Here is a 13420-nt window from a genome sequence, read left to right on the forward strand (position 1 = left end):
TGCTGGATCTTTTATGCTGAACAAAATTATATCCTGTCAGCAATTCTCAAAACCTATTTATACAAACTTACGATGACATGATGAATTATAAAGGCAAACAGGTAATGCTACAGCAATACAATACGGATGTAGCAATTCCTTTTTTACTCAGCAACAAAAATTATGGCATTTTGTGGGATAATTACTCCATTACAAAAGTTGGCGATGTAAGGGATTTTCAACCGCTTTCCAGCCTCGCCTTATTTTCTAAAGAAGGTGATCAGGGTTGGTTAACGGCAACTTACACTGATCAGAAAAACAGGGCAAAAACCATTCAAAGAGCAGAATCAACTATCAATTATTCCTTTTTGAGTGATATGAAGAATTTTCCGGATAGCTTTAAACTGGCCGATGGAATGGTAAAATGGGAAGGCAAAGTTTCTTCAGGCTTTTCCGGCCTGCACCAGTTTAGCGTAAAGTATGCCGGTTACATTAAAGTATGGATCAACGGGAAGTTGCTGGTAGATAAATGGCGGCAAGCCTGGAATCCGGGTTCGGCGGTTGTAGAAGCCGAAATGCAGAAAGATAAAAAATATGATTTTAAAATAGAGTGGATTCCTGATGGTAGCGAATCTTACCTGGCAGTGAAATGCCTGGTTCCGGTAGCCAAAGAAGCAACAGATCAATATGCTTTTTCTTCTGAAGCTGGCGATGAAATCAATTATTATTTTGTGTCTGGTGCTAACGCGGATGAAGTAATTAGCGGCTATAGAACACTAACAGGCAAGGCAGTGTTAATGCCCAAGTGGGCGATGGGTTTTTGGCAAAGCCGGGAAAGGTATAAAACACAGGCAGAACTTTTGGAGGTGGTGAAGGAATACAGGGCACGTAAAATTCCACTGGATAATATTGTGTTAGACTGGCAATATTGGAAACCAGATAGCTGGGGAACACATGAGTTTGATAAGACTCGTTTCCCTGATGCGGATGCCATGATCAAAACCCTGCACAATACCTATCATACACGTTTAATGGTATCTGTCTGGCCGAAATTTTATAGCGGCAATGCCAATTATGAGTTAATGAATAAAAACGGTTTTTTATACAAACGCAACATCGCCGACGGCAGAAAAGACTGGCTGGGTTATCCTTCTACGTTCTACGATGCCTTTAACCCAAAAGCCAGAAGCATGTTTTGGAGCCTGATGAATAAATCGCTTTATACGAAAGGCGTAGATGCATGGTGGATGGATGCGACAGAGCCAGATATTCATTCCAATTTGCCTGTAACGGAGCGCAAGCAACTCATGAACCCCACTTTTTTAGGTTCGGCGACTAAATATTTTAATGCTTTCCCTTTACAAAATTCTAAAGGGGTTTATGAAGGTCAGCGGGAAGCTAACCCGAACGACCGTGTATTTATTTTAACACGGTCGGCTTATGGAGGTTTGCAACGTTATGCAGCTGCCACCTGGAGTGGAGATATTGCCTCCAGATGGGAAGATATGAAAGCGCAAATTGCTGCCGGCATTAACTTTTCTTTATCAGGCTTACCATACTGGACCATGGACATTGGCGGCTTTTCGGTAGAACGCCGCTACGAAAAACCAAATGCCGCTAATCTTGCAGAATGGCGTGAATTAAATACCCGCTGGTACCAGTTTGGTGCTTTTGTGCCCCTATTCCGATCACACGGTCAGTTCCCTTTCCGCGAAATGTACAATATTGCCCCTTCCGGGCACCCCGCATATAGCAGCATGTTATATTACAATAAACTGCGCTATCGTTTAATGCCTTACATTTATTCACTTGCCGGAAATGCCTATCAAAAAGATCACACCATTATGCGTGGTCTGATCATGGATTTCGCGTCAGATCCAAAGGTGAATGATATCAGAGATCAATATCTTTTCGGTCCTTCATTAATGATTAATCCGGTTTACCAGTATGGCGCCACCAGTAGAAAAGTTTATTTGCCTGGACAAAATGGCTGGTACGATTTATATAGCGGCGCTTACCTTAAAGGTGGGCAAACCATTACTGCCAAAGCACCTTACAGTCAGATGCCGGTTTACGTAAAAGCGGGTGCTATTATTCCTTACGGACCAGAAATTCTATATACGGCAGAGAAACCTGCCGATCCCATTACGCTCTACGTTTATACCGGCCAGGATGCGGCATTTACCCTTTATGAGGATGATGGCTTAAGTTATGGCTATGAAAAAGGTGCCTTTACAACCATCGATTTAAAACACAGTGAAAGCGGGAAAACACTGACGATTGCAGATCGGAAGGGCAGTTTTCAGGGCATGTTGCAAAACAGAACTTTTAACATTATCCGCATTACCCCTAACAAAGCAAAGCCGTTGGATTTTAATCAGACACCAGAAAAAACACTTCGTTATAACGGTAAACAAATGATGGCTAAATTTTAAATATGCAGCGGCTAATTGTTACCTGGATGTTATTGCTGCTTTGCCCTAACTTTATTTTTGCGCAAAATCCGCAGGGCTTTTTCTTGAATAAAAGCAACCGGAAAAAGGTTGAAAGGCCACCTTTTACTAAACATCAGTTACCAGATCTTCCGGTTTCAGTTTCCATCAATATCGATTACCAGTCTACAGATGGTCGGGTTTCTAACTATTTGTACGGCAATAATGCCAACCCCTATATGAGCCGGATTATTGATCAACCGGCATTGATGGCGCACCTTAAAAAGCTTTCACCGAACATTATTCGCTTTCCTGGCGGGAACCTGAGCAATGTTTATTTCTGGAACACCGGAAAAAATAAACCTCCGGCAGATGTGCCTAAAGTTATCCTTTACGGTGATGAGCGGCCCGCTAAACCAGAAAAACTCTGGTATGGAATTACTGATAACGACTATAGCCTTTCGCTGGAAAACTATTATCAGCTGCTCGAAAAAACAAACAGTACAGGCATTATCTGTGTAAACTATAGCTATGCCCGTTATGGCACGGGAGAAAACCCGGTACAAAATGCAGCCCATCTGGCGGCCAACTGGGTGCGCTTTGATCGGGGAAGAACCAGGTTCTGGGAAATTGGCAACGAAAATTATGGCACCTGGCAGGCAGGTTATAAAATAGATACCAATACCAATCAAGACCACCAGCCGGCATTAATCTCCGGCAAACTTTATGGTGAGCATTTCAAGATTTTTGCCGATTCGATGAAGGCTGCAGCCAAAGAAATTAAATCAGAGATTTTCATTGGAGCCGTGATGATTGAAACGGCCAAAAATAAATCATGGGAAGGCGGAATCATCAAAAACTGGAATGACGGGCTGTTAAAAGTTGCGGGTGCTGACATCGATTATCAGGTGCTTCATAATTATTACACCCCTTACGATCAAAATTCTACTCCGGAAATCATTCTGAATTCAGCGGAAAAAGAATCTGCAAAAATGGTTAACTACATGAAGGAAGTTGCCAACAAATACCAGTTGCCCGAAAAGCCGGTTGCCTTAACCGAATGGAATATTTTCGCCGTTGGCAGCAAACAATCCTGTTCTTTTATCAATGGAATGCACGCTACAATCGTTTTAGGAGAACTGGCAAAGCTTAAGTTTGGAATGGCCAGTCGCTGGAACCTGGCCAATGGTTATTCAGACGGAAATGACCACGGCATGTTTAGCAAAGGCGACGAACCTGGTGTGCCACTATGGAACCCGCGGCCGGTTTACTACTACATGTATTATTTTCAACGTTTTTTTGGAGATGAGTTGCTAAAAACCAACCCGATAAGCCAAACTGGCATTTTATGTTATGCCTCGAAATTTGAAAGTGATGCTGTTGGAACCATAATTGTAAATAAAAGTCATAAGGTGCAAATCGTCGAACTCGCTATTGATCATTTCAAAGCAAACAAAACCTATTATTTATATACTTTAACAGGCGGGAACGATAATGGCGCATTTTCTCAAAAAGTATTTGTTAATGGAAAAACCACCAGTTATTCTGCCGGCGGACCTACTAATCCTGATAAAATAAAAGCCCTTTCTGGCAGCACGAATAATAAAATCAAGTTCGAATCTGCACCATATTCTGTTCAATATCTTTTAATTGAATAATTCATTCCATTAAACCATCCCAATCATGAAAATATTTTTCCGCCTTTTACTCATCATCGTTTGCTTTTCAAATCTCGTTCAGGCACAAACCGGAGCGGAGATAGGGCGTGAACACCTGTTGATTGATACTGGCTGGCGTTTTGCGCTGGGCCATCCGTTTGATACGCAGAAAGACTTTCAAAACGGAACCGGTTATTTTTCTTATCTGGCCAAAACCGGCTATGGAGATGGCGCCGCAGCAGCCAGTTTTGACGACCGCAGCTGGAGAAAGCTCAATCTCCCTCACGATTGGGCAGTTGAACAACCTTTTAACGAAAAAGCCAGTTTCAGTCATGGTTTTAAAGCCATTGGCCGCAATTTTCCCGATGCAAGCGTGGGCTGGTACCGCAAATCAGTTTTTATCCCGAAAGGGGATCTGGGCAGAAAAATGAGTATTGCTTTCGATGGCGTTTTCAGAAATTCGATAGTTTGGGTAAACGGCCATTATCTGGGGAACGAACCAGGTGGCTACCTGGGTTTTGAGTATGACATTACCGATTACCTGAATTATGGCGGCGAAAATGTAATTGCTGTAAGGGTAGATGTAACGATGGAAGAAGGCTGGTTTTACGAAGGCGCCGGCATTTATCGCCATGTATGGCTCAACAAAAATAATCCACTCCATGTGGTGCCAAACGGAACATTTGTACAAAGCAAGGTAAACGGCGAAAATGCATCGATCGCTGCAAGTGTTACTTTAAAAAATGATGCGCTAACCATTGGGGAATTCAACATTACACAGGAAATTGTAGATGCCGGGGGCAAAGTTGTTGCTTCAGCCGGGATAGACCGCCTCAGTTTGAAGGCCCTGCAGGAGCAGGAATTCTCTACCAATATTACCCTCAACAACCCCAAGCTTTGGGATCTGGAGCATCCATACCTCTATCAACTCATTACCAAAATAAACACCCGAGGCCAAATTGTAGACACTTATAAAACGTCTTTCGGCATCAGAACCATCCATTTTGATGCAAACAAAGGCTTCTTTTTAAATGGAAAACGCGTGCAGATTAAAGGCACCAATAACCATCAGGATCATGCCGGGCTTGGCGTGGCCCTGCCAGATGAACTTCAGTATTTTAGAATCAGTAAATTAAAAGAGCTGGGCAGCAATGCATATCGCTGTTCGCACAATCCGCCAACAGTAGAACTGCTCGAAGCCTGCGACCGTTTGGGTATGCTTGTGATTGATGAAAACCGATTGATGGGCATTAATGATCAACATTTAAACGATATGAAAAGGCTCATCATTCGCGACCGGAACCATCCCAGCATCATCAGCTGGTCTATTTGTAACGAAGAATGGAACATTGAAGGCAACATTACCGGAGCAAGAATTGCCACCACCATGCAGGCTTATGTGAAAACAATTGATAGCAGCAGGGCCGTAACCGCAGCAATTAGCGGTGGAATTGGCAATGGCATTTCTACTGTGATAGATCTTTTAGGATATAACTATGTGGCCACTAAAAACACAGATAAACAGCATCAGAAATTCCCTGCACAATTAAGTTGGGGAACAGAAGAAGGTTCTACAGTGGCCAGCAGGGGTTTGTATGTAGACAACAGACCGAAAAATGAACTCGCAGCTTATGATGTTAAACAGAATGATAACTTTTTGAGTCTGGAAGATGGCTGGAAACATTATGCTGCCCGCCCGTACCTGGCGGGAATGTTCATCTGGACAGGCTTTGATTATCGTGGTGAACCTACGCCTTTTGGATGGCCATCGGTACTTTCTTATTTTGGCATGTTAGATTTATGCGGTTTTCCGAAAGATAGTGCCTGGTATTTAAAATCCTGGTGGACGGAGCAACCTACCGTACATATTTTGCCGCACTGGAACTGGCCCGGCGAAGAAAACCAGGCTAAAGATGTTTGGGTTTACAGCAATTGTGAGGAAATTGAGTTGTTTCTGAATAAGCGCAGCCTGGGTAAAAAGCGTATGGAAACAAACGGGCATTTAAGCTGGACGGTTAAGTATACGCCCGGCGTTTTGGAAGCTGTTGGATTTAAGAACGGAAAGAAAGTTCAAAGCGATACAGTGAAAACCACCGGCAAACCGACACAGGTTTCGGTAATACAAGAAAAAATAGCAATAGAAAATCCAAATATCGCCATCCTCCGCTTAGCGGTTAAAGATGCTTCGGGCAACCGGATACCTGATGCCGTTAACGAAATAAACTTCGAAGTTAATGGCCCGGCTAAAATTATAGCCGTTGGAAATGGTAATCCAACCTCATTAGAAGCTGATCAGTTTATAGAGGAAATTGCAGTCATCAAAATTAACAACCTGCAAGAAAAGGCCATATCCGGAATAAATGACCTTAATGAAATTACTAAAAGTACACAAGACTGGCAGGCAGCTTTTTCGCAAGACCGTACACAGGATTTTGGAAAAAAAGTAAAAGCAATCGCCTATCAGGGAGATTTTGATCTGGCCGAGTGGAATGATCAAACGAAAATTACATTTTTCTACAAGAGTTTGGGGAAAGAACAATCTATTTACATCAACGGGAAGAAGATTGCGTCGGCAATTTCGGCTGCAGAAAAGGGAAATAGTTTTGTTCTCGATCGTTCGGTGCTTAAGGCCGGTAAAAATAACATTACCTTTCTGGCCACTCCGTTATTAAAAGTAAACAGCTGGGATGTGGTTAACGCAGATCCTGGTGCTTTTCAACTCCTCACGCCCCCGGCAAAGTGGAAGCGAAAACTCTTCAGTGGTTTGGCGCAGGTAATTGTACAGAAAACGGCAGGCAAAGGCGAAGTATCTATAAAGGCTACCGGAGATGGATTAAAGCCGGCATTCTTTAAAATAAAGCTTTAGCTTATCGTATTTAGGAAAGTGTAAATGGCTTTAATGCGGAAGCAAGGCCAGTTTGCAATCGTTTATAATGAGTGTAGAATATTGCGCGATGCTATCGCACTTTACATCGTCACAGACGAAGAGAAATTCCGCACCCGTTCGGAAACGAGCGTGAGCCGAGTTTTTATAAACCAGTTTGCGCTCGTTTATAACGAGTGCATTATATCATTGCGATTCTATCGCACCTTCCATCGTCACAGACGACGAGATATTTGGCGCTCGTTCGGAGATAATACCTGTGGTATTTTCAGCAAAAAAGTATAACATTGATTTTTATCGTTTTATACTGATAATGATGGCTTTAGTGGTTTTTTACCAATCTATAAGTCTTTTTTAAACAAGGTTAAGTTAAAATACTATTACAAATGTTTCTATTAAGCGTGGTATTTTTGAGTAAATAAACTACTAACCCAAATATAAACATTATGTATAAAACGTTACGAGCAACTATGCTGTGTGTCGTATTTCTGGCTTCGCTATTTCCGGCGCTTGCACAGAACACTGCTACCAGGCAAATTTCAGGAACTGTTTCAGATGAGAAGGGGACTACACTGCCCGGAGCAGTGGTCTCAGTTAAAGACGCAAGAACAGCAGTTTCTACTTCATCAGATGGGAAATATGTTATTTCCGTTCCGACGGGTTCAGCCACCACACTGGTTTTCTCCTTCATCGGCCTTACCAAACAAGAGGTAGTAGTTGGAGATAGAAGCACCATCAACATTGTACTTAAATCGGCCACAACAGACTTATCAGATGTGGTGGTAATTGGATACGGAAGCCAGAAAAGGGGCGATGTTAACGGTGCCATTTCATCAGTTAAAGCTGCAGATATTGCCAATGTTCCTCAGGTTAGTATCGATCAGATGCTTCAGGGTAAAGCTTCCGGGGTAACCATTACCCAAAACTCTGGTGCGCCGGGAAGTTCAACTTCTGTTCGTGTACGCGGGGTAACTTCACTCAGTTTATCTAATGAGCCTTTATATGTAATTGACGGGGTACCGATTTCTGGTGATGCGACCAATCAGGCCACAAGTGGCAGAACAGTGGGTTTATCGCCAAACAATGGTGAATCTGCTGTGAGTCCGCTTTCTGCCATCAACCCAAGTGATATCGAATCAATCGACGTATTAAAAGATGCATCTGCAACCGCCATTTACGGAAGCCGGGCATCAAACGGGGTAATCATCATCACCACCAAACGTGGTAAAAATGGCTCTGCCAGAGTTACTTATGATGGCTATGGCGCCATTTCTCAACAAGGTAAGTTCCTTGATGTAATGAATCTTCAGCAATATGCTGTATTGCAAAATGCACTGGCAGATGTAACCGGCGTTCAACGGAGGGCAGAATTTGCCACTCCTGCTTTACTGGGAGAAGGTACAGACTGGCAGGATGAAATTTTCCGCAATGCAGCCATGCAAAATCATCAGTTAGGCATTTCAGGCGGTAAAGATGGTTTAGATTATTATATTTCGGGTGGTTACCTTAAACAAGATGGTACCATTCTAGGGAGCAACTATAAAAGGTACACTTTCCGTTCCAATATCAACAGCCAGGTAAAACCGTGGTTAAAAGTGGGTTTATCAGTATTTGGTAGTCGCTCAAACGAAAACCAGGGTTTATCTAATAATACAGGTGTGGTTTACAATGCACTTTTGAGTGCTCCTGATCAGGCGGTGAGAAACCCTGACGGCTCTTTCGCTGGTCCGATTCCAAATTCAAACCAGCAAGGCGGTCAAATTAATCCGGTTGCCCAATCGCTGGATATTACCAATGTATTAAACAGAAGCAACCTGAATGGTGCATTTTATGGCGAGATTAAATTTTCTAAAGACCTTACCTTAAGGTCAGAAGTAAATGGCGATTTCAATTATTCTGCAGCCAGAGTATTTACGCCAACTTACCAATACGGAATTTTCGGAAACCAAACGGCCAGATTACAGGAGTACAATTCCAACACCACTTATTGGGGCTGGAAAGAGTATTTAACTTACGCACACACTTTTGGCAAACATAACCTTACGGCATTGCTGGGCTATGAAGTAAATGAATCAGCATGGGGTGGCACAGATGCTTCCATTCAAAAGTTTCTAAGTAATGATTTACAAACATTAGGTCTGGGAGATCTTAAAACGGCTATTATTGGCGAGTATAAAGACAGCCAGGCTTTAGAATCATATTTTGCCCGTGGCATTTACACTTACAATAATAAATACAGCTTAACGGCAACCATTCGGTCAGATCGTTCTTCTAAATTTGTAGAAGGTAAACAAACCGGTTATTTCCCGGCATTTGCGGTTTCATGGCGCCTTTCGGATGAGTCTTTTATGGCTGGTTTTAAAGATATTGCAGATAACATCAAATTCAGGTTGGGTTATGGAGAAGTTGGCAATCAAAACCTTCCGAATTATCAATATGGATCTGCGTTAACACCTGTTGTTACCGGCTTGGGTACTGGTTTTGGAGTAGATAAAGTAGCTAACCCGAATTTAACCTGGGAAAGTGCAATACAAACCAATGCAGGGATCGATTTTAGTTTAGCTAAAGGCAGAATTGATGCATCATTTGATTATTTCGATAAAACATCTAAAGATTTCCTTTTCCAAAAACCCCTTCCGGCTTATCTGGTTGGGCAAACGGCAGCCTATTCGGGTACAGGGGTAATTAGCCCGCCTTACATTAACGGTGGTAAAGTAAGCAACAAAGGCTTCGATTTTACCTTGAATACAAAAAACTTAACGGGTAATTTCAAATGGAACACTACCCTGATCTTATCAAAATACACCAATAAAGTATTGTCTCTGGCAGATGGCGTGCCTTTCATCGATGGAAAGATTAACGTAAGCTTCTTACAGATGACTGTAACCAGAACACAGGTAGTTGGATCTATAGGAGAGTTTTATGGCTATAGAGTGAAAGATATTTTCCGCACCGACCAGCAGTTGAGAAACGCACCTGTTCAGTTTGCCAGACCAATTTCAAACAATAGCGCAGGTACCTGGTTAGGCGATATCCAATATGAAGACATTAACGGAGATGGTAAAATTGATGAGCTGGATCAAACTTCATTGGGTAATCCAAATCCAAAATTCACCTACGGTATCACCAACAATTTCTCGTTTAAATCTTTCGATTTATCTGTCTTTTTAAACGGTTCTTATGGTGCCAAAATCTATAACGCCTTAAATTATCAGCTTCAGGGCCTTTCTGGTCAATACCAGAATCAGCTGGCTTCTGCTATTGATTTCTGGACGCCAGGCAATCCGGGTGCTAACGTTCCTGCTCCAAGAGGCGGAGATAATCCGAACCTTAAAAGCTCAGATCGTTTTGTTGAATCTGGTTCATTCCTAAGGGTTCAAAATGTAAACCTGGCTTATAATATTCCTCAGGAATTTATCCGCAAGGCTAAATTAAACAGATTAAAAGTTTTCGCCAGCGTGCAAAACCTATATGTGTTTACAAAATATAAAGGCCTGGATCCAGAGGTTGGTAACCAGAACTATAACGTGTTTTTAACCAATGTGGATAGCGGCAGATACCCGATTCCACGCACGTTTACTTTTGGACTTAATGCAGAATTTTAACGATAAAGAACATGAAGACATATATAAAATATTCCCTTGCAATTGCTGTGCTTACCATGACTACGGTAACCAGTTGTAAAAAAGAATTTTTCGATCGTCCGCCGCAAAGCTCCATTACATTAGATAACTTTTACAAAACGGCAGATCAGGTATCATCAAGCACCAACATTCTGTACAGTGCAGCCTGGTTTGGCTGGGTAACGAAAGGTGGATGGGCGATTACCGAAATGGCCGGCGGAAATGGCCGTTCCTATTCTTCTGATGTAGCTAACTTTGGCAACTTTTCAGTAACTGACGGGAACAGCGAACTGGCAAATGCCTACAATTCTTTATGGATTGTGGTTGCGCAATCCAATGCGATCATCAACAACTTACCAGCGAAAGTTCCGGCTACGGTAGATAAAAAAGTGGTTAACCAGGCTTTAGGCGAAGCACGTTTATTCAGGGCGCTTTCTTATTTCCATCTGGTAAGGCTTTTTGGCAACGTGCCCATTATTGAAAATACCTTAGATTATGTAGACAACTTTCAGGTAAATACGAACCCGGTAACTGATGTTTACAAATTTATACTGAACGATTTAAAATTTGCTGAAGCCAATTTAATTCCACAAATCAGAAGTGGCAATTCTGTTGCACAAGGCCGCGTTTCGAGCGGATCTGCAACGGCATTATTATCCAAGGTTTACCTTTACATGCAGGATTATACGAACGCACGTGCTGCGGCAGAAAAAGTAATCGCTAGCGGCGAGTTTAAATTATATGGTGCTGATGTTCCGGGTAAAGAGTTTAAAGACTTATTCTTAACTGCTAATAATAACAACGAAGAATCGGTCATTGCGCTTCAATGGGCAGGTGCAGGTGGTTATGGCAAGGGGAACCCTTTACAAGCTTCGTGGGCAGCCAATACTTCCATTACCGGAACGGGAGATGGTTATGGGGTGCTTGGGGTAACATTCGATGCTTTATTTGCTTTTCAACAGGATGATAAACGTTTCAAACCCACTATTATGGTTACCGGCGCCAACTATCCGGAAATTAATCAATCTGCCGGCGGCTATACGCATCAGGCCAATCAAGGACAAGGAACCAGCGCTTTTGTTAAAAAATATGTAGTGGGAACCCCAGCAGATAATGGCGGCATTGGCTCGGCGCAATCATCGGCAAACAATACCTATATGATGCGCTATGCCGAAGTTTACCTCATTCTTGCCGAATCCATTATGGGTACTGCAAAAAATAGTACAGATCCTCAGGCCCTAGCCGCAATTAATAAGATCAGAACCCGTGCCGGCCTGGGTAACCTTACCGAAATTAGAAGGGGTTATTTTACGCCAAACAATGCGCCTGGTAAACCAACAAACGCTCCCGCACAATACTACCGTGATGATATTTTAGAAGAACGCAGACGCGAACTTATGTTTGAATTTGATTATTGGTTCGATTTAGCCCGTTTGGATGGATTTAATGTAACCAGCCACCCCAATGCAATTACCATTATTAACCAACAGGATCGTGGTTCCGGCGACAATGGCGTGCCTTCAAACAGTTATGGAAATGGCTATGTCGCCATGACGAATAGTAAATTCCTGTTCCCTTTCCCGGCAACAGAGGTTGCATCGAATCCTAAATTAATTCAACCACCAGTTCCTTATGTTTTTAAATAAAATGAACATGAAAAAGATCAATAAACAATCAAACTTTGCCATGTTCATGGTATTGTTCACCCTGGTATTGGGTTATGCCTCCTGTAAAAAAACAGATGAAGGCGCTGGCGGTCAGCCGGTAATTACCAGAGTAAGGCTAATCAGTAAAACGGATACGCTTAAAAACGTAGTCCACCGCATTACGTTGGATTCAAACCTTACCTACGATGAAACCAGACAGGTGACTTTCGATTCTACCATTGTGGCCGGAAGATTAAATAACCAATATGCAATTGTGGGCGAGAACCTGCTAACCACGCTTTCGGTTTCCTTTAATGGCTTAAATGTAAATTATAATCCCGCATTGCTAACAGATCATAGCATTATCATTTCCATCCCCGAACAAACGCCGTATGGAACCAGTCAGAGCAATAAACTGGTGGTAACAACTAAGTTTGGTACCGCAAGTTTTGATTTCCCAATTTTACAACCACCACCGGTAATTACATCATTTAGCCCGGTGGCTGCCGGAGCTGGCGAAACCGTTACCCTTACCGGAACCATCTTTGAAGGCGTAACCAAAGTTGCTTTTGATTTAGTTCCAGCCGAAATTATTGGTACACCCACTAAAACACAAATCCAGGTTAAAGTACCGGCAGGTGTAGTACAATCGCGCATTCTGGTTACTACGCCAGGTGGAACCACGCGCTCGGCAGGTTCTTTTGGTTTCAAATCCCTGCTTTACGATGATGCCTTCCCAACAGGATGGGGTTCTTATTTCGGCTACAACAGTACCCGCGATCTGGCGAATACCCTCCACGTAAAACGCGGAACATCTGCCATAGAAAATACTTTTACAGATGGTTACGGCGCCTTACAAATTGGCTATAATGGTTCAACAATTGATGTAGCCAGATCTGGCCTTACTGCAATTAAACTCTCTATTTATGGCGGTGCCGGAATAGTTGCCGGAAGCAAAGTGCAACTGGTCATTAACGGAAACTACGGAAATGCAGTACCCATTACGCTTACTCCCGGAACGTATACTGATTATACCATTCCACTGAAAGATTTAGGAAGCCCAACAGTAATCACCGAATTTGTATTGCAGAGTTTAGGCAATGCCGTACCAAGTGTGATTTATGTAGACGATATTGGATTCATCTAAATCCTAATGGGGCTGATTAGTCATCAGATGAATATAGCCCGCGTGCCAGAT

At 42.6% G+C, this 13420-nt stretch carries 6 protein-coding genes; all 6 read left to right on the top strand.

All coding sequences use genetic code 11. The features are described 5' to 3' along the window. Positions 1-77: 77 nt before the first annotated feature. The 6 genes from GJU39_RS17315 to GJU39_RS17340 all read left to right on the top strand — a co-directional run bounded on the left by GJU39_RS17315 (position 78) and on the right by GJU39_RS17340 (position 13369). The gene (locus GJU39_RS17315; protein ID WP_245227985.1) at positions 78-2414 is read left to right on the top strand and encodes a TIM-barrel domain-containing protein; all 2337 of its coding nucleotides are present in this window, start codon (positions 78-80) and stop codon (positions 2412-2414) included. A 2-nt stretch (positions 2415-2416) separates the two neighbouring features. After that, positions 2417-4069 (top strand): alpha-L-arabinofuranosidase, encoded by a 1653-nt coding sequence (locus tag GJU39_RS17320; RefSeq protein ID WP_154282261.1) that lies wholly within the window; start codon positions 2417-2419, stop codon positions 4067-4069. 25 nt (positions 4070-4094) lie between these two features. Then, positions 4095-6935 (top strand): beta-galactosidase GalA, encoded by a 2841-nt coding sequence (gene galA, locus GJU39_RS17325; RefSeq protein WP_154282262.1) that lies wholly within the window; start codon positions 4095-4097, stop codon positions 6933-6935. Between the two features lie 464 nt (positions 6936-7399). Next, on the top strand, positions 7400-10558 hold the full coding sequence (locus GJU39_RS17330; protein WP_154282263.1) for a SusC/RagA family TonB-linked outer membrane protein: 3159 nt from the start codon (positions 7400-7402) through the stop codon (positions 10556-10558). 11 nt (positions 10559-10569) lie between these two features. Further along, positions 10570-12222, top strand: a complete 1653-nt coding sequence (locus GJU39_RS17335; RefSeq protein ID WP_154282264.1) for a RagB/SusD family nutrient uptake outer membrane protein — start codon at positions 10570-10572, stop codon at positions 12220-12222. 7 nt (positions 12223-12229) lie between these two features. Next, positions 12230-13369: an IPT/TIG domain-containing protein gene (locus tag GJU39_RS17340; protein WP_167515712.1), complete on the top strand. Its 1140-nt coding sequence runs from the start codon at positions 12230-12232 to the stop codon at positions 13367-13369. Positions 13370-13420: the final 51 nt, after the last annotated feature.

The sequence above is a fragment of the Pedobacter petrophilus genome, assembly GCF_009674725.1.
Classification (GTDB): Bacteria; Bacteroidota; Bacteroidia; order Sphingobacteriales; family Sphingobacteriaceae; genus Pedobacter; species Pedobacter petrophilus.